The sequence below is a fragment of the Micromonospora sp. 067-2 genome (genome assembly GCF_046549295.1).
GTDB lineage: Bacteria > Actinomycetota > Actinomycetes > Mycobacteriales > Micromonosporaceae > Micromonospora.
In genome coordinates this window covers 153,960-172,307 of record NZ_JAJPWB010000005.1, presented here as the reverse complement: position 1 = coordinate 172,307, position 18,348 = coordinate 153,960, and the positions used below count along the sequence as shown (strand labels likewise).

General features: G+C 71.2%; 10 protein-coding genes and 1 pseudogene. 7 read left to right on the top strand and 4 right to left on the bottom strand.

What is annotated here, in order from left to right; all coding sequences use genetic code 11:
* Nucleotides 1-48: 48 nt before the first annotated feature.
* The 3 genes from ACLJN9_RS13595 to mce form a co-directional block, all read right to left on the bottom strand.
* Entirely contained in the window at nt 49-1,311 is a 1,263-nt protein-coding gene (locus ACLJN9_RS13595; protein ID WP_410811606.1) for a DivIVA domain-containing protein, read from the bottom strand.
* A gap of 287 nt (nt 1,312-1,598) precedes the next feature.
* Complete coding sequence (ccrA, locus tag ACLJN9_RS13590; protein WP_410811983.1) at nt 1,599-2,954, bottom strand: crotonyl-CoA carboxylase/reductase; 1,356 nt, start codon at nt 2,952-2,954, stop codon at nt 1,599-1,601.
* Nucleotides 2,955-3,291: 337 nt separating this feature from the next.
* Nucleotides 3,292-3,768 carry a methylmalonyl-CoA epimerase gene (gene mce / locus ACLJN9_RS13585; protein ID WP_410811605.1) on the bottom strand — a complete coding sequence of 159 codons (477 nt, stop codon included), beginning with the start codon at nt 3,766-3,768 and terminating at the stop codon, nt 3,292-3,294.
* Nucleotides 3,769-3,829: 61 nt separating this feature from the next.
* Between mce and ACLJN9_RS13580 the strand changes: the two genes are divergently transcribed.
* From ACLJN9_RS13580 to ACLJN9_RS13555, 6 genes and pseudogenes are all read left to right on the top strand, one after another.
* Nucleotides 3,830-5,029 (top strand): acetyl-CoA C-acetyltransferase, encoded by a 1,200-nt coding sequence (locus ACLJN9_RS13580; protein WP_410811604.1) that lies wholly within the window; start codon nt 3,830-3,832, stop codon nt 5,027-5,029.
* The gene (meaB, locus tag ACLJN9_RS13575; RefSeq protein WP_410811603.1) at nt 5,026-6,030 is read left to right on the top strand and encodes a methylmalonyl Co-A mutase-associated GTPase MeaB; all 1,005 of its coding nucleotides are present in this window, start codon (nt 5,026-5,028) and stop codon (nt 6,028-6,030) included. Before ACLJN9_RS13580 ends, meaB begins: the two co-directional genes overlap by 4 nt.
* A 178-nt stretch (nt 6,031-6,208) precedes the next feature.
* Complete coding sequence (locus tag ACLJN9_RS13570) at nt 6,209-6,619, top strand: Asp23/Gls24 family envelope stress response protein (protein ID WP_410811602.1); 411 nt, start codon at nt 6,209-6,211, stop codon at nt 6,617-6,619.
* 99 nt (nt 6,620-6,718) lie between these two features.
* Nucleotides 6,719-8,407, top strand: a complete 1,689-nt coding sequence (locus tag ACLJN9_RS13565; RefSeq protein ID WP_410811601.1) for a methylmalonyl-CoA mutase — start codon at nt 6,719-6,721, stop codon at nt 8,405-8,407.
* A 168-nt stretch (nt 8,408-8,575) separates the two neighbouring features.
* On the top strand, nt 8,576-9,499 hold the full coding sequence (locus ACLJN9_RS13560; RefSeq protein ID WP_410811600.1) for a tetratricopeptide repeat protein: 924 nt from the start codon (nt 8,576-8,578) through the stop codon (nt 9,497-9,499).
* Nucleotides 9,500-9,564: 65 nt separating this feature from the next.
* Nucleotides 9,565-10,623: pseudogene (locus ACLJN9_RS13555) on the top strand (arginase family protein); the annotation flags it as partial.
* Between the two features lie 374 nt (nt 10,624-10,997).
* Here ACLJN9_RS13555 and ACLJN9_RS13550 read toward each other — a convergent pair.
* On the bottom strand, nt 10,998-12,965 hold the full coding sequence (locus ACLJN9_RS13550; RefSeq protein ID WP_410811599.1) for a penicillin-binding transpeptidase domain-containing protein: 1,968 nt from the start codon (nt 12,963-12,965) through the stop codon (nt 10,998-11,000).
* Nucleotides 12,966-13,252: 287 nt separating this feature from the next.
* On the opposite strand from ACLJN9_RS13550, the gene ACLJN9_RS13545 reads away from it, so the two are divergent.
* On the top strand, nt 13,253-18,334 hold the full coding sequence (locus ACLJN9_RS13545; RefSeq protein WP_410811598.1) for an NAD-glutamate dehydrogenase: 5,082 nt from the start codon (nt 13,253-13,255) through the stop codon (nt 18,332-18,334).
* Nucleotides 18,335-18,348 lie beyond the last annotated feature (14 nt).

Sequence of the window (18,348 nt, the reverse complement as noted above, 5' to 3'; positions counted from 1 at the left end):
CACCCAGTGTCACCTCGCGCCGTCGATGCCCCGACCTGACGCCTCGAATCAGCCGGCGGTCTCCGCGGTCACCCGCTCCTGACCGCCGTCGGCCTTCTTGGCCTCCGGCTTGGCGGCCGGAGCGGCCGCCGCCGGCATGCCGGGAACGATGCCGGCGAGCCCGGAGAGCATCTGACCGAGCTGCGAGGTGACCGCGTCCTTCTGCCGGGTGAGGTCATCGACCTCGCGGCGGGCGGCCTGGGTGGTCAGCTCCGCCTCGGTGCGGGCCTCGCTGAGCAGGCGCTGCGACTCGGCCTTGGCCTCGTTGAGCGTCTTCTCGGAGTGCGCCTTGGCCTTGTCGACCGTCTCGGCGGCGCTGCGCTCCGACTCGACCCGCCGAGCCTCGGCGCGCTGCTCGATCTCCTTGGAGCGCTCCTGCGCGGCGCGTGCCCGCTGCTCGGCCTCGCTGACCATCTTCTGGGTCTGCGACACCTGGGCGGCGTGCCGCTCGGACTCCTCGCGCTCGGCCTTCTCCCGACGCTCGGCGAGCTGCAGCTCCAGGGCCTGAAGATCCTTGTCGCGCTTGTCCCGCGCGTCGGTGAGCAGCTTGGTGGCCTCGGCGCGCTTCTCCTCGGCCTCCCGGGCGGCCTTCGACCGGTGCTGCGTGATCTCCCGCTCGGCGGTGGCCCGCAGGGTGGCCACCTCCCGCTCGACGGTCGACTTCAGCTCGGCCACCTCGTGCGCGGTGACGGTACGCAGCTGCTTGGTCTCGCGGTCGGCGTCGGCGCGCAGCGTGTCGGCCTCGCGGCGGGCCTGCACCCGGACCTCGGCGGCCTCACGTTCGGCGGCGGTACGCAGATTGCCGGCCTCGCGCTCGGCGCTGGCCTTCATCGCGGCGGCCTCGGCGCGAGCCTTGTCGGTGATCTCGCGGGCCTCGAGTCGGGCAGCGGAGAGGATGCCCTCCGACTCGCGCTTGGCCTCGTTGCGGTGGTCGTTGGCCTGCTCCTCGGCCAGCCGCAGGATCTGCTCGACGCGGGTGCCGAGCCCGGAGAGGGTGGGCCGGCTGTTCTCCTCGAGCTGCTTGTTCGTGTCGGTGAGCTTCTGCTCCAACGCACCCATGCGCTGTTCGGCTTGGCGGAGGCGACGCTGGGCGTCGTTCATCCGCTGCTCGGCCTCGGCACGGGCCTGCTCGGACTGGGTCAGCGCGGCGGTCATCCGGCCGAGGAAGTCGTCGACCTGGTGGGTGTTGTAACCGCGCAGGCCAACGGTGAAATCTGGCTGCGAGTTCGCGTTATCGAAGAACGCGAGAGGGGAGGACTGCTGCTGGGGCATTGGGACATACTGGCAGACGCCCCAGGGTGCTTCGCAAGAGCGGTACGAAGCTTTCGTGCCCTCTTTACATGGTCAACTCCCGCTCTCGGTGAGGCCGGACCAATCGGCGATCTTGGCAGGTCCCGGGCGGGTCGGGCGCCACGGAGAGTGACGCGAAAAAGGGCCACGGGGTGCGCCCGTGGCCCTTTGTTCGATCCGGCCGGGTATCCCACAAATGGGAGTTGAAAGAACAATGGCCGTTCACCGCAATGGCCATCCGGTGCTCGTCCGTCCGGCCGGCGGCCCGGTCAGTGCCCCCGGAACCGGTTGATCGCGTCCTCGTGCCGTGCCCGTAGCTCCCCGTCGCGTACGCCCAGCCCGTCGGCCGGGGCGAGGCAGCGCACCCCGACCTTGCCCTGGTGGGCGTTGCGGTGCACCTCGTACGCCGCCTGACCGGTCTGCTCCAGCGGATAGGTGCGGGACACCGTCGGGTGCACCTTGCCGAGCGCGACCAGACGGTTGGCCTGCCACGCCTCGTGGTAGTTGGCGAAGTGGCTGCCGACGATCCGCTTGAGGTGCATCCACAGGTAACGGTTGTCGTACTGGTGCTGGAAGCCGCTGGTGGAGGCACAGGTGACGATGGTGCCGCCGCGCCGGGCGACGTAGACACTCGCGCCGAAGGTCTCCCGCCCGGGGTGCTCGAAGACGATGTCCGGGTCCTCGCCCCCGGTCAGCTCGCGGATCCGTTCGCCCAGGCGCTTCCACTCGTCCGGGTCCTGGGTCTCCTCGTCCTTCCAGAACCGGAAACCCTCTGCGGCCCGATCGATGACCAGCTCCGCGCCCATCCGGCGACACAGGTCGGCCTTCTCCGGCGACGAGACGACGCAGACCGGGATCGCGCCGCCGTTCAGTGCCATCTGTGTGGCGTACCCGCCGAGGCCGCCGGAGGCCCCCCAGATCAGCACCACGTCGCCCTGCTTCATGTTGGCCCCGTGGTGCGAGACGAGCTGCCGGTAAGCGGTGGAGTTGACCAACCCGGGACTGGCCGCCTCCTCCCAGCTCAGGTGCCGCGGCTTGGGCATCAGCTGGTTGGCCTTGACCACGGCCAGCTCCGCGAGCCCCCCGAAGTTCGTCTCGAAGCCCCAGATCCGTTGCTGCGGGTCGAGCATGGTGTCGTCGTGACCGGCCGCGTCCTCCAGTTCGACTGACAGGCAGTGCGCGACGACCTCGTCGCCGGCGGCCCACCGGGTCACCCCGGGGCCGGTGCGCAGCACCACGCCGGCCGCGTCCGAGCCGACCACGTGGTACGGCAGGTCGTGCCGGCGGGTCAACTCGGAGATCCGGCCGTAGCGCTGGAGGAACCTGAAGGTGGAAACCGGCTCGAAGATGCTGGTCCACACCGTGTTGTAGTTGATCGCGCTGGCCATCACCGCCACCAGCGCCTCGCCCGGCCCGAGCTCCGGTGTCGGCACCTCCTGCACGTGCAGCGCCTTACGGGGATCCTTGTCCCGGGCCGCCATGCCGTCGAACATCCGGGCCTCCTCGGCGCGGACGACCACGCCCCGGTAGCTCTCCGGTACGGGCAGCCCGGCGACGCCAGCCAGCTCGCGGTCCGGATCGCTCGATTCCTCCGCCGCCATGATCGCTTCGAGGATGTCCTGCACGGTGACCTCCGGTTCGTTCGCACCCGCGCGGACCCCGGGTGCTGCCATCGTCGGCGCCGGTGGGCACGACCGCCATGTCGGCATTCGACACATCCGGCACCGGTCGCGCTCCTGTGAGCCGGGACGTTACTGAACGGTAGCTAAAGCCGGAAGTCCTCTGTGAAAAACTGCATCGGCCGATGCGTGAACGTGTCCGGCGACGCCACCAACCGCGCACTGACGTGCGGCCGGACGTTTCCCCGCGGAGCGCGGAGGCGGCAACGTGCTGCCTCCAGCAGGCAGGAGGCAGCACCATCGCTGACGTTGTGCGGATCTCGCGCCCACGGGCGCCCGGGGGTCAGTGGGCGGTGGGGGCGGGTTCCACGAGTTCCACGAGGACGCCGCCGGCGTCCCTGGGGTGTACGAAGTTGATCCGGGAGTCGGCCGTGCCGCGGCGTGGGGTGTCGTAGAGCAGCCGCAACCCACGGGCGCGTAGCGCCGCGCAGGCCACGTCGATGTCGACCACGGTGTACGCGACCTGCTGCACGCCCGGCCCGTTGCGGTCCAGGAACTTCGCGATCGTCGACTCCGGCGTCAGTGGGGCGAGCAACTGCACGTGGCCGCCGTCGGCGGTCGGCCCGACGGCCAGCATCGCTTCCCGGACGCCCTGCTCGGCGTTGGTCTCGATGTGTACGCAGCGCATTCCGAAGCTGCGCTGGTAGAAGTCGATCGCGGTGTCCAGGTCGGCCACGGCGATCCCGACGTGGTCAATCTTGCGAAGCCCGATGTCTGTGACGTAGTCCGCACCGGGCTCGGCGGGGGAGTTCTCGGCCATGGCGCTAGTCTGACCGAACAATCGTTAAGGCGTACAGCTCGGCACCCCTTCGGAGGCAGGCATGGCTTCGGTGATCGTCAGCGGCGCGCGGACCCCGATGGGCCGGCTGCTGGGCAACCTCAAGGACCTTCCAGCCACGAAGCTCGGCGGGATCGCGATCAAGGCGGCGCTGGAGCGGGCCGGCGTCAACCCGGACCAGGTCCAGTACGTGATCATGGGTCAGGTGCTCCAGGCCGGTGCCGGCCAGATCCCGGCCCGGCAGGCGGCGGTCGAGGCTGGCGTACCGATGTCCGTGCCGGCGCTGACCATCAACAAGGTGTGCCTGTCCGGGCTGGACGCCATCGCCCTGGCCGACCAGCTGATCCGGGCCGGTGAGTTCGACATCGTGGTGGCCGGTGGCATGGAGTCGATGACCAACGCCCCGCACCTGCTGCTCGGCCAGCGCACCGGCTACAAGTACGGCGACGTGGTGGTCAAGGACCACATGGCGCACGACGGGCTCAGCGACGCGTGGGACTGCTGCTCGATGGGTGAGTCGACCGAGCGGATCGGCACGAAGCACGGCATCTCCCGCGAGGAGCAGGACGCCTTCGCCGCGGCCAGCCACCAGCGGGCCGCAGCCGCGCAGAAGAACGGCCACTTCGCCGAGGAGATCACCCCGGTGGTGATTCCGCAGCGCAAGGGCGACCCGCTGGTGATCAGCGAGGACGAGGGAATCCGCCCGGACACCACCGTCGAGTCGCTGGCCAAGCTGCGTCCCGCCTTCGCCAAGGACGGCACCATCACCGCCGGCAGCTCCTCGCCGATCTCCGACGGCGCCGCCGCGGTGGTCGTGATGAGCAAGGCGAAGGCCAAGGAGCTGGGGCTGACCTGGCTGGCCGAGATCGGCGCGCACGGCAACGTGGCGGGCCCGGACAACTCCCTGCACTCGCAGCCGTCCAACGCGATCAACCACGCCCTCAAGAAGGGCGGCCTGAGCGTCAACGACCTGGACCTCATCGAGATCAACGAGGCGTTCGCCCAGGTCGGCGTGCAGTCCACCCGTGACCTCGGCATCAACCCGGACCGGGTCAACGTCAACGGCGGCGCCATCGCGCTGGGCCACCCGATCGGCATGTCCGGTGCGCGTCTCGTACTCACCCTCGCCCTGGAGCTGAAGCGGCGCGGCGGCGGCACCGGCGCGGCGGCGCTCTGCGGCGGCGGCGGCCAGGGCGACGCGCTGATCATCCACGTTCCGGAAAGCGCAGCCCGAGTCCAGTGAGCGACGCGGTCGAGCGCGTTCCGGCGCCGGGCACCTCGTCGGTGCGCCGCAGCCGGGACGTACCGCTGCTGGTCGAACGGGCCCGCGCGGGTGACCCCCGCGCGGTGGCCCGGCTGATCACGCTGGTGGAGAACGGCGACGCCCTGCTGCCGGAGATCGCGGCCGCGCTGGCGCCGTACGCCGGGCAGGCCCAGGTGGTCGGGCTGACCGGTTCGCCGGGGGTGGGCAAGTCGACGACCACCAACGAGCTGGTTCGCGCGCTGCGGGCGCGCGGGCATCGGGTCGGCGTGCTGGCGGTCGACCCGTCCAGCCCGTTCACCGGCGGCGCGATCCTCGGTGACCGGGTGCGGATGCAGGACCACGCCACCGATCCCGGCGTCTACATCCGGTCCATGTCGAGTCGGGGGCACCTCGGCGGGCTGGCCGCGGCGACCCCGCAGGCGGTCCGGGTGCTGGAGGGCGCCGGCTGCGACGTGGTGCTGGTCGAGACCGTCGGTGTGGGGCAGGCCGAGGTGGAGGTCGCCTCGCTGGCCGACACCACACTGGTGCTGCTCGCGCCCGGTATGGGCGACGCGATCCAGGCGGTCAAGGCCGGCATCCTGGAGATCGCCGACGTGTTCGTGGTCAACAAGGCCGACCGGGACGGCGTCGACGCCACCGTCCGCGACATCCAGGGCATGATCGCCCTCGGTGAGCGCGGCCCGGGGCAGTGGCGGCCGCAGGTGGTCCGCTCGGTCGCCTCCCGGGGCGAGGGCATCGACGACATCGCCGCCGCGATCGACAAGCACCGGGGCTGGCTGGTCGAGCACGGCGAGCTGCGCCGCCGCCAGGAGGCGCGGGCCGCCGCCGAGGTCGAGGCCATCGCGCTCGGCGTGCTCCGCGCCCGGATCGGCTCCCTCCGCGACGGTACGGAGCTGAGCACGCTCGCCGCCAAGGTGGCCGAGGGAGCGCTGGACCCGTACGCGGCAGCGGACGACCTGCTCACCCAGCTCGCTCGCTGACCCCCGCCCCCTTCCCCCGCCCCCCGCCGCGTCGATCTAGGGCGTATCGTCGCAAGTTGATCTACATCCACGACGATATTCCCTACGGCGACGGCGACGGCGACGGCGACGGCGGGGCGCGGCGCGGGCGGAACGTGGGTGTGGGTGTGGGTGGTGGGTGGCGAGGGAGGGAGTGGGTATGGATCACGAGGTGACGCGGGAGCTGGCCGCGGCGTCGGCGGTGGTTGGCGGGACGACGCAGGTTTCCGACGAGGTGATCGAGAAGATCGCCGTCGCGGCGGCCCGCGCGGTGCCCGGGGTCGCCGAGCTTGGTGGGGATGTGGCCCGGTTCTTCAACGCCGTCCTCGACCGGGTCGGGCTGGACCAGGTGGGCGATGCCCGGCGAGGCTGTTCGGCCCACGTGACCGGGGATGCCGCCGTGGTCAACCTGGTGCTGGTGATCCAGGCCGGCCGGCCGGTGCCGGAGGTGACCGGCCAGGTGCGGGCGCGGGTCACCGAGGCCGTCGAGGCGTACGGGCTGCGGGTCGACGAGGTCAACATCCGGGTCGACGACGTGGAGATGGGCGGATCGGCGACGCCGGCCGGCTGACCGTTCGGGTTACCCGCCGGTAGGGCGTGACTTAGCGATCGTTCAGGTGTGGGCTCTACACTCGATGTGCAATCGAGGACCCGAGGAGGAGCCCTGCGCATGGACGCCGACGAGATCGCCGCCGGACGGGCACGCTGGCAGGCCCGGTACGACTCCGCGCGCACGCGGGACGCGGACTTCACCACGCTCTCCGGGATGCCGGTCGACCCGGTCTACGGGCCACCGGAGGGTGCCGCCTACCCGGGCTTCGAGCGGATCGGTTGGCCGGGCGAGTACCCGTACACCCGGGGTCTGCACCCGACCGGCTACCGCGGGCGGACCTGGACGATCCGGCAGTTCGCAGGCTTCGGCAACGCCCAGCAGACCAACGAGCGCTACAAGATGATCCTCGGCGCCGGCGGCGGCGGCCTCTCGGTCGCGTTCGACATGCCGACCCTGATGGGTCGCGACTCGGACGACCCGCAGGCGCTCGGCGAGGTGGGCCACTGCGGCGTCGCCATCGACACCGCCACCGACATGGCGGCGCTCTTCGACGGCATCGACCTGGCCGGCGTCACCACCTCGATGACCATCTCGGGCCCGGCGGTGCCGGTGTTCTGCATGTACCTGGTGGCCGCCGAGCGTCAGGGCGCCGACCTGTCCAAGCTGGACGGCACCCTGCAGACCGACATCTTCAAGGAGTACATCGCGCAGAAGGAGTGGCTCTTCGACCCCGAGCCGCACCTGCGCCTGATCGGCGACCTGATGGAGTACTGCGCCCGGGAGATCCCGCGCTACAAGCCGCTGTCGGTCTCCGGCTACCACATCCGCGAGGCCGGCTCGACCGCCGCGCAGGAGCTGGCGTACACCCTGGCCGACGGGTTCGGTTACGTGGAGCTGGGCCTCTCGCGCGGCCTGGACGTCAACGTCTTCGCCCCGGGGCTGAGCTTCTTCTTCGACTCGCACCTCGACTTCTTCGAGGAGATCGCCAAGTTCCGCGCGGCCCGCCGGATCTGGGCCCGCTGGCTGCGCGAGGTCTACGGCGCCACCAGCGAGAAGGCTCTCTGGCTGCGGTTCCACACGCAGACCGCCGGGGTGTCGCTGACCGCCCAGCAGCCGGTCAACAACGTCGTACGCACCGCCGTCGAGGCACTGGCCGCGGTGCTCGGCGGGACCAACTCGCTGCACACCAACGCGTTGGACGAGACCCTGGCCCTGCCCACCGACGAGTCCGCCGAGATCGCCCTGCGTACCCAGCAGGTGCTGATGGAGGAGACCGGTGTGGTCAACGTGGCCGACCCGCTCGGCGGCTCCTGGTACGTCGAGGCGCTTACCGACAAGATCGAGGCCGAGGCGGAGGAGATCTTCGCCCGGATCAGGCAGCTCGGCGGCGAGGGCCCGCACCAGATCGGCCCGATGACCTCCGGCATCCTGCGGGGCATCGAGGACGGCTGGTTCACCGGGCACATCGCCGAGTCGGCGTTCGTCTACCAGCAGGCCCTCGAAAAGGGCGACAAGAAGATCGTCGGCGTCAACTGCCACACCGGCACGGTCGCCAAGGAGTTGGAGATCCTGCGCATCTCGCACGAGGTGGAGGTGGAGCAGCGCCGGGTGCTCGCCGAGCGCAAGGGCGCCCGGGACGAGCCGGCGGTCCGGGCGGCCGTCGCCCGGATGGTGGAGGTCAGCCGCACCGACCAGAACATGGTCCCGGCCATGCTCGACGCGGTCCGCATGGAGGCCACCCTCGGTGAGATCTGCGACGCCCTGCGTGCCGAGTGGGGCACCTACCGCGAACCCGCGCGCTTCTAGAACCCCACTCCCCGTGATCTCGCACGTACCGCCCCGGGGACGTGGCACATGCCGCGTCCCCGGGGCGGAAAGTGCATGATCACGGGGGTTGGGGCGCGGCGTGAGAGTTGCAACGTCGGGGTTGTGGGTGAGCTGAGATCCGGGGCTCACGTGCGAGACTAGGTAACCATGAGCGACCCACGGATCACCTCGTCGATCTTCACCCGCGGCGCGGTCGACCTCAGCACGCTGCGCGGCCCCGCACCAGCCAGTACCCGCCCCGGCACACCCCCGCAGGGCGGCCCGTCCGCAGGCACCCCCGGCGCAGCCACCGCAGGCGGTGACGCCGGAATCGTCGACGTCACCGAAGCCACCATCCAGGCCGACGTGCTCGAACGGTCGATGGCCATGCCGGTCATCGTCTTCTTCGGCGCGGCCGGCTTCCCGGAGAGCGACGAGTTCGCCCCGGTGCTGGAGCGGCTGGCTGCCGAGAGCGGCGGCGCGTGGGTGCTCGCCCGGGTCGACGTGCAGGAAAACCCGCGGATCGCCCAGATGTTCCGGGTCCAGGGCATCCCGATGGTCTACGCGGTGGTCGGCGGTCAGCCGATCGACGCCTTCTCCGGTGTGGTGCCCGAGGCGCAGCTGCGTCAGTGGATCCAGGCCGTGCTCAAGGCCGGTGGCGTGACCGTCGCCGAGCCGGAGGACCCGCGCCTCGACGAGGCGGACGACGCGCTGATGAGCGGCGACCTCGACGCCGCCGAGCGGGCGTACCGCAAGATCCTGGCCGACGCCCCGGCGGACGCTGCGGCAGAGGCGGGTCTGGCCCAGGTCGGCGTGGCCCGGCGGGTCGCCGGCGCCGATCCGGCCGCCGCGCTGGCCGCCGCCGAGAGCGCCCCAGACGACGTGGCCGCCCAGTTGCTGGCCGCCGACATCGAGGTGCTCAGCGGTCTGGCCGAGCAGGCGTACGCCCGGCTGGTCGGCCTGGTGCGGCGCACCGCCGGCGAGGACCGCGAGACGGCACGACAGCACCTGGTCTCGCTGTTCACCATCGCAGGCCCGGACGATCCGGCGGTCGCCTCGGCGCGCCGGGCACTGGCCAGCGCCCTGTTCTGAGTTCCAGCACGCCAGCGCGGGCCGGCGTTCCGGCCGGCCCGCCCGACCACCGAGGACGGGAGCTCGTGATGCGCCGGATCGCCGTCCTCGACGCGCCGACAAATCTCGGTCTGCGGCCGCCGACGTCCACGTCGGTGCCGGGCTGCGCCAAGGCGCCCGGTGCGCTGCGGGACCACGACCTGCTGGCCCGGCTGCGGGCCCGTGACGCCGGCTGTGTCACCCCACCACGCTACGACCCGGGCGACTGGCGGCCCGGCGACGGGGTGTGCCACGCCCGGGAGATCGCCGACTACTCGCTGGCGCTCGCCGAGCGGATCGGCTCGATCATCGACCGCGGCGAGTTCCCGGTGGTGCTGGGCGGCGACTGTTCGGTGCTGCTCGGCTCCGCGCTGGCGATGCACCGCCTCGGCGAGGCGGTCGGCGGTCGGATCGGGCTGGTCTTCGTGGACGGGCACTCCGACTTCCGCCACCCGGGCAACGCCTCCTACGTGGGCGCGGCGGCCGGCGAGGACCTGGCCCTGGTCACCGGGCGGGGGCAGGCCGACCTGGCCGCGCTGGAGGGGCGCCGGCCCTACTTCCGTGACATCGACGTGGTGGTGCTCGGCATCCGCGCCCAGGACGAGTACCGCCTCGACCTCCAGGCAGCCGGGATCATCACCCGGCCGGTGCCGGCGCTGCGGGCCGAGGGCGCCGCCCGGACGGCCCAGTGGGCGCACGAGCAGCTCGCCGACTGCGCGGGCTACTGGGTGCACATCGACGTGGACGTCCTCGACCCGGCGGTGATGCCCGCCGTGGATGCGCCGGACCCGGGTGGGATCGCCTTCGCCGAGCTGGAGATCCTGCTCGCCGGCCTGGTCGACACTCCGCACTGTCTCGGCGTCGAGTTGACCGTCTTCGACCCCGACTACGACCCGGACGGCTCCTACGCCGCAGAGATCGTCAATACCGTGGTCGCTGGGCTGGCCCCGGTCACCGCCCCGGAGGCGGTGCCACCCCGACTGCTGTCGGCCCGGCCGGCCACCCCCACCCCGCGGCGCGGCACCAGCCGGCCCACGGTCGCCGCCGAGCGGCCCGGCGGTCTCCGACCCGTGACCGGCGACGGGGCGCAGTTCGCCGATCCCGCCGGCTCCCGTCCGTCGGCGGGGCAGGCGGCCACCGAAGCCCCGGTCCAGTCAGAGCCGCTCGGCGTCCTCAGGTCGGTCCACCCGGAACCGGCCATTGGTCCGGCTTCGGCTGCCGGCCCGGCTCTGGCTGTCGATCCGGCCGTGGTCGTTGATCCGGCCGTGGTCGTTGGTCCGGCTCCGGTCGTTGGTCCGGCCTCGGCCTCGGTCGAGCGCGAACCGGTCGGTCCGCCCGCGTCGGCCGGCCCGGGTCTCCTGCGGCGAGCCGCACCGAACGGTCAGGACCAGCCCACCCCCACCGACCACCCCGACGCGGACACCGCCTGACCCGCCCCGCGCGCGCCCGATCACGGCCCACGCGGGGGCGGCGGGGTGTCTCAGCGGGCCGGCAGCGCCCGCAGGAAGCGCTCGGCGATCGGAACGGCCGAGGCGGTGCTGGCGCCACCCTTCTCGACGAAGACCGCGAACGCCACATCACCCCGCCAGCCGACGAACCAGGCGTGCGTGTGGGCCGGGTTGTCGTCGTACTCGGCGGTGCCGGTCTTGCCATAGACCTCGCCGCCGGGCACATCCTTGAGCGCGCTGCCGGTGCCGGTGGTGACCACCTCGCGCATCATGGTGCGCAGTGCGGCGACCGACTCCGGCTTGAGCTGCTCGCCCGCCCCTGCCGGCTTGGCCGGCGCCGGATCGAGCAACAGCTTCGGCTGCTCGAACCGGCCCCGGGCCACCGCCGCGGTGGCACCGGCCATGGCCAGCGGGCTGACCAGCGTGGTGCCCTGCCCGAACGAGGCGGCGGCCTGCTCGGCCGGGCTGCCGCCCGCCGAAACCTTGCCGGTGAACGCGTCCACGCCGAGATCCCACTGACCCTCCAGACCCAGCGAACGGCCGGCGGCGGCCAGCCCGTCGCCCCCGAGTTTCGGCGCCAGCGCCGCGAACGCGGTGTTGCAGGATTTGGCGAAGTCGGTGCGGAACGGCACCGATCCGAGTTCGAAGTTGTCCGAATTCTTGAAGGACCGGCCGTCGACGGTGAAGGTCTTCTTGCAGTCCACCGGCCCGTCCAGGGTGACGGCGCCCCGGTCCAGCAGGCCCAACGCGCTGACCATCTTGAACGTGGAGCCCGGCGGCACCTGCGCGGCGAAGGCCAGATTCTCCCCGGCCGGCCCGGGGCCGTTCGCCGCGGCGAGCACCGCACCGTCGCTGACCCGCACCGCCACCAGGGCGGCCCGGCGCGGCTCCGCGCGTAGGGCCCCGTCGGCCGCGTTCTGGGCCGTCACGTCCAGCGTCGTCTTCAGCGCCCGCCCGGGCTGCGGCTCCCGGCGGAACAACTCGGTGCCGGTGGGCGCCAGTTTGCCGTCCCCCGCGGGGCGCTCGACCAGCACGGTCAGCCCGGGACCGCCGCGCAGCTGCTCGTCGTAGCGGCCCTGCAGACCGCCGTGCCCGACCAGGTCGCCGGCGACGTACCGGTCGGGGTGCGCGGCGAGGTCGTCGGCCTGCGCCGGGTCGACGGTGCCGAGCAGCGCCCGGGCGAACTCCCGGGTCGGCGCCAGGTCGAGCTTGTCGGAGATGAACTTGGTGCCGGGCAGGTCGTAGATCCGTGGTTTGATCTGCCGGTACGCCTCGTCGCGCAGTGTCACCACCTCGACGAACGCGCCCGGCTCGGCCTTCGCCACCCGCTCGGGCAGGTCGGCCAGGTCGACCGCGGGGACCAACGCCGGACGGATCGCCTTGAAGGCCCCGTCCAGGTCCTTGACCAGTTTCTTGATGTCGGTGACCTCGCTGGGCTGCACGCCCACCCGGACCACCGACCGGGGAGCCACGATCGGCTGCCCGGCGGAGTCCAGTAGCCCGGCCCGGGGGCCGGTGTCGCGGCGCACCGTCATCCGGTCGCCCCTGGTGAGCTTCTCGTGCACCACCGTGGGCTCCCAGATCACCTGCCACTGGTCGTCGTTGCGGGCGAGCCGCACCTCCCGGTCGTACTCCCAGGGGGTCTGACCGGGCAGGGTCCACGTCACGTGCACGGTCGCGGTCGCGACGTCGGCGGTGACCTTCGGCTCACCCCGGCGCGTCAGCGCGGGCGGGGTATCCGCCAGATCGCCGGACAGCTCCTTGATCTCACGGCTCACGTCGGCCGCCGGCAGCGTGGTGGCGCCCGTCGTGTCGACCAGGCCGACGGCCCGGAGGTCGCCACTGCGCCAGCCGGCCAGGAAGGCGTCGAGACTGCGCCGCGGCCCGTCGTCGGCAGAGCAGGCGGTCAGGACGACGGCGGTGAGCAGGGTCGCGCTGAGGGCGGCGACCAGCCGGCGGGTGCGGTTCGGCCGTTGGGGCCGGGGGTACGACAGAGGCATGGAGCGGGTCCTTCCGATCTCGGACTGCCCTGCACGGTAGTACGAGAAGGGTGTCCCCAACGTCCCGTGGTGGGCTGCGACGTGCGGAAGACGGACCGCATCGGTGTGATGAACATCGCGTGGCGGGGTATCCGGCAACCGGCCAACCTCGTGACCCGCAACGGGTGAAAGGACAGAGTCCCGATCCGGACGTCCGGCCGGTGGTCCGCCGACGATCGTGCAGAGCGGTAGGGCCTAGGCTTGGGCAGACTGACCCACAACGCGGTGGGTCGAGGGGAGTGGCACCGATGGACCGGCGTCCGGCGATCAAACCGGAACCCGACCTCCGGCAGGATGACTCTGGCCGGGACGACGACAGTTTCGATTCGGCGACCGACGGGGACGGCTACGGCCGACTCGACACGGGAGTGACCGGGCTGACCGGGTCGAGCATCGACACGATCTACGATCTGGGCCTGCCCACAGAGGCGTTGACCGACGACGTGGAGGACGCCGAGCTCGACGAGCCGGTCCCCAACGCGGAGCGCCTGGTGGCCCAGGCCGTCGCGCTCGCCGGAGACGATCACGACGCCGCGACCCTGGTGGGCCGCTTCTGGCGGTTCGCCCCGGACGAGGAGCTGGTCGGCTTCACGGCGGAGGAGATGCTCGACGCGGCACGCGCGCACCGGGACCTCGCCCAACAACGGGTGCCGGGCGAGCTCAAGCTGCGGATCCACGAACCGCACGCGGACCAGCACCACACGGTCGTCGAGATCGTCACCGACGACATGCCCTTCCTGGTGGACTCGGTGACCGCGCTGCTCAACTCGTACCACCTGGATGTGCACCTGCTGGTGCACCCGCTGGTGGTGGTCCGGCGCGAACCGCTGGGCCGGCTCACCGAGGTCTCCGCGGACGTGGAACCGGACGACGCGATCGCCGGGGACATCATCGAGAGCTGGATGCGGGTCGAGATCGACCCGGTCCGGGACGCGGCCGAGCGGGAACGGCTGCGCCGCGAGCTGCAGCGGGTGCTCACCGACGTACGGGAAGCGGTGGAGGACTGGCCGAAGATGCGTCAGCGGGCCCTCGCGCTCGCCGACGAACTGGCCTCGGCCCGCACCTCGGACAACCGTCCGCCGGTGCCGGAGAAGGACATCACCGACTCGGTGGAGCTGCTGCGCTGGCTCGCCCAGGACCACTTCACCTTCCTCGGCTACCGCGAGTACCGGTTGGTGGACGCCCCCGGTGGGGACGACGCGGACCTGGTCGACGGCAAGGCGCTGGAGGCGGTGCTCGGAACGGGTCTGGGCATCCTCCGGTCGGATTCGCCCGACGCCCGGTCGCTGTCGTCGATGAACCCGGAGGCCCACGAGAAGGTGCTGGAGAAGCGCCTGCTCATCATCACGAAGGCCAACTCGCGGGCCACCGTGCACCGCTCGGCGTACCTGGACTACCTCGGCTTCAAGATCTTCAACGAGGCCGGCGAGGTGATCGGCGAACGGCGCTTCCTGGGCCTGTTCTCCACGGCCGCCTACCGGACCAGTGTGCGGGAGTTGCCGGTCGTACGCCGTAAGGTCGCCGAGGTGCTGGACCGCTCCGGCCTGAGCCGGCGAAGCCACTCCGGCAAGGACCTGCTCCAGATCCTGGAGACCTACCCACGCGACGAGCTGTTCCAGATCAAGACCGACGACCTGTACCACGCGGTGATCGGCGTGCTACGGATGGCCGGCCGGCGGCAGCTGCGGGTCTTCCTGCGGCGCGACGCGTACGGCAGGTTCATCTCCTGCCTGATCTACCTGCCCCGGGACCGGTTCACCACGCAGAACCGGCTACGGATGCAGGACATCCTGCTGCGGGAGCTGAACGGCGTCGGGGTGGACTACACCACCCGGGTGACCGAGTCGATGCTGGCCCGGGTCCACTTCATCGTCCGCACCGACCCGACCAGGCCGCCCGGAGACATCGACGCCGACCTGCTCGCCGAGGAGCTGGCCGACGCGACCCGACTCTGGGACGACGACTACCGGCTGGTGTTGGAGCGCAAGCTCGGCGACGAGCAGGCCAAACACCTCTTCACCCGGTACGCCGACGCGTTCCCGGAGGGCTACAAGGACGGGCACACGCCGTACGAGGCGATGAAGGACCTGGCCAAGCTGGAGCTGCTGGAGGAGCCCGGTCAGCTGGAGATGCACCTGTTCCGTAAGCAGCTCGCGCCCCGCCCGGGCACGCGCGTGCCCGGAGCGGACCTGGCCGAGACGATGGACGTCCGGTTCAAGGTCTACCGGTACGGCGAGCCGATGATGCTCTCCGCCGTGCTGCCGGTGCTGCACTCGCTCGGTGTCCGGGTCGTCGACGAACACCCGTACGAGGTGGACCGGATCGACGGTCGCGTCTACCTGTACGACTTCGGTCTGCGGCTGTCCGAGGGGCACCACGAGCTGTCCGAGGTGCGCCCGCACGTGGAGAACGCCTTCGCGGCGGCCTGGCGTGGCGAGGCCGAGGTGGACCGGTTCAACGAGCTGGTGCTGCGCGGTGGGCTCACCTGGCGGCAGGTGGTGGTGCTGCGGGCGTACGCGAAGTACCTGCGGCAGGCCGGCACGGTCTTCTCGCAGGACTACATGGAGCAGACGTTCATCGCGTACCCGAAGCTCGCCGCGCTGCTGGTGGAGCTCTTCGAGACGCGGTTCGCGCCGGGCGAGCTGAGCGTCGAGCAGCGTCAGCAGCGCAGCGGTGAGCTGGTGGAGACGATCCGGGGCGGGCTGGACGACGTGGCCAGCCTCGACCAGGACAGGATCCTGCGCTCCTACCTGACGCTGATCGAGGCCACTCTGCGGACCAGCTTCTACCAGAAGGGTGCCGACGGGCGGCCGAAGGCGTACGTGGCGTTCAAGCTCGACCCGCAGGCCATTCCGGACCTGCCGGCGCCACGACCGAAGTTCGAGATCTTCGTCTACTCGCCCCGGTTCGAGGGTGTGCACCTGCGGTTCGGGCCGGTGGCCCGGGGCGGGCTGCGCTGGTCCGACCGGCGGGAAGACTTCCGTACCGAGGTGCTCGGCCTGGTCAAGGCGCAGATGGTGAAGAACACCGTCATCGTGCCGGTGGGCGCCAAGGGTGGCTTCGTGTTGAAGCAGAAGCCGGGCGACCGGGACGAGGCGGTCGCCTGCTACCAGGAGTTCGTCGGCGCGATGCTCGACGTCACCGACAACATCGCCAGCGGGCAGATCGTCCCGCCCGAGGACGTGGTGCGGCACGACGGTGACGACCCGTACCTGGTGGTGGCGGCGGACAAGGGCACCGCGACGTTCTCCGACATCGCCAATGAGATCTCCAAGGCCCACAACTTCTGGATGGGCGACGCGTTCGCCTCCGGCGGTTCGGCCGGTTACGACCACAAGAAGATGGGCATCACCGCCCGAGGCGCCTGGGAGTCGGTCAAGCGGCACTTCCGGGAGGTGGGCCTGGACACCCAGACGCAGGACTTCACCGTCGTCGGCGTCGGCGACATGTCCGGCGACGTCTTCGGCAACGGGATGTTGCTCTCGGAGCACATCCGGCTGGTGGCCGCCTTCGACCACCGGCACATCTTCCTGGACCCGACCCCGGAGGCGGCCACCTCGTACGCCGAGCGCAGACGGCTGTTCGACCTGACCCGATCGTCCTGGGAGGACTACAACCCGGAGCTGATCTCGGCCGGTGGCGGCATCTATCCGCGTACCGCCAAGTCCATCCCGATCACGCCGCAGGTCCGGGCGGCGATCGGCCTGGACGGCGACGTCACGCAGCTCTCGCCACAGGAGCTGATGAAGGCGATCGTCACCGCGCCGGTGGACCTGTTCTGGAATGGCGGCATCGGCACCTACGTCAAGGCGTCCAGCCAGACCAACGCCGAGGTCGGCGACAAGTCCAACGACGCGATCCGGGTGGACGGGCGCAACCTGCGCTGCAGGGTGGCGGGCGAGGGCGGCAACCTGGGCTGGACCCAGCTCGGCCGCATCGAGTACGCGTTGACCGGTGGCCGGATCTACACCGACTTCATCGACAACGCGGCCGGGGTGGACACCTCCGACCACGAGGTGAACATCAAGATCCTGCTGAACACCGCCGTCGCCGACGGGGAGCTGACCACGGCCGACCGGGACGAGCTGCTGGCCGGGATGACCGACGAGGTCGCGGAGCTGGTGCTGCGGGACAACTACGACCAGGCCCGGGCGATCAACAACGCCCAGGCCCAGGCCGCCTCGCTGCTCCCGGTGCACCGACGGATGATCAATGACCTCGAGCGTTCGGGCGCGTTGGACCGGGCACTGGAGGCGTTGCCGCCGGACGAGGAGCTGGCGGTCCGCAGCGAGTCCGGGCTGAGTGCACCGGAGTTCGCGGTGCTGCTCGCGTACGTGAAGATCGTCCTCGAACGGGAGATCCTCACCGACGGGCTTTCCGAAGAGGAGTGGACGACCGACGTCCTGGTCAACTACTTCCCGACACCGATGCGCGAGCGGTTCGCCGACCGGATGGGCCGGCAACGGTTGCGCCGCGAGATCGTCACCACCGTGCTGGTCAACGAGGCGGTCAACCGGGGCGGCATCTCGTTCATCTTCCGGGTGGTCGAGGAGACCGCGGCCAGCGCGGCGGACGTGATCCGGGCGTACGTGGTGGTCAGCGAGGTGTTCGGTCTGCGCGAGCTGTGGGACGCGGTCGAGGCGCTGGACAACAAGGTCGCGCCGGAGCTGCAGACCAGCGTCTACCTGGACACCCGGCGGCTGCTCGACCGTGCGGTGCGGTGGTTGGTCTCCAACCGGCGCTCACCGATCGACGTGCCGGCCGAGATCGCCCGGCTGCGTGACGGGGTCGCCCGGCTCCTGCCGGGGCTGGAGGAGCTGTTCTACGGCACCGAACGGCAGGCCATCGCGGCGCACGTGGACTCCATGACGGAGCGTGGGCTGCCCCGGGCACTGGCGGAGCAGGCCACGCGACTCATGTACAGCTTCGGCCTGATGGACGTGGTCGAGACCGCGACCCGCAGCGGACGGGACGTCAGCGAGGTGGCCTCGGTCTACTTCGTGCTCTCCGACCTGTTCCGGGTGGACTCGCTGTTGTCGAAGATCTCCCTGCTGCCGCGGGAGGACCGCTGGCAGACGCTGGCCCGGATGGCGCTGCGCTACGACCTGTACGCCGCGCTGGCCGCGCTCACCGCCGAGGTGCTCGACTCGACCCCGGACGAGCTGCCGCCACACGAGCGGGTGCAGCAGTGGGAGCAGTCGAACGCCACCTCGATCCACCGGGCCCGCCGAGCCATGGGGGAGTTCGACGAGTCGAGGGCGGATCTCGCCGCCCTGTCCGTGCTGCTGCGCCAGATCCGTACCCTGGTGCGGACCTCCGCCGCAGCCTGAAAATCGCCACGCCG